Raw genomic sequence first — 257 nt, forward strand, 5'->3', positions numbered from 1 at the left:
GCGGTTGATCACCCAGTTGTGGTCGTAACCGTGGGCCAGCAACAGCTGCGGGTCATTGGCGGTGATACGCGCGCCGATCGCGGTCGGTGAGGTGAAATCGAACGGTGTGCCCTGCACCGGGGCGAGCTGCCCGGTCGGAATCTGGGTGGGGTCGGTCGGCGTGTAGTAGTCGGCATCGATGGTGACCTTGTGGTCGTAGACGTCGAGGGCGTCCTCACCCGCCAGGTTGAAGTAGCTGTGATTGGTCAGGTTGATCA

General features: G+C 62.6%; 1 pseudogene. It reads right to left on the reverse strand.

What is annotated here, in order from left to right:
- Window positions 1–257, reverse strand: a pseudogene (locus WU80_RS25080) (galactose-1-epimerase); the annotation flags it as partial.

The organism is Mycobacterium sp. UM_11 (genome assembly GCF_001414075.1).
In the GTDB taxonomy this organism is placed as follows: Bacteria; Actinomycetota; Actinomycetes; order Mycobacteriales; family Mycobacteriaceae; genus Mycobacterium.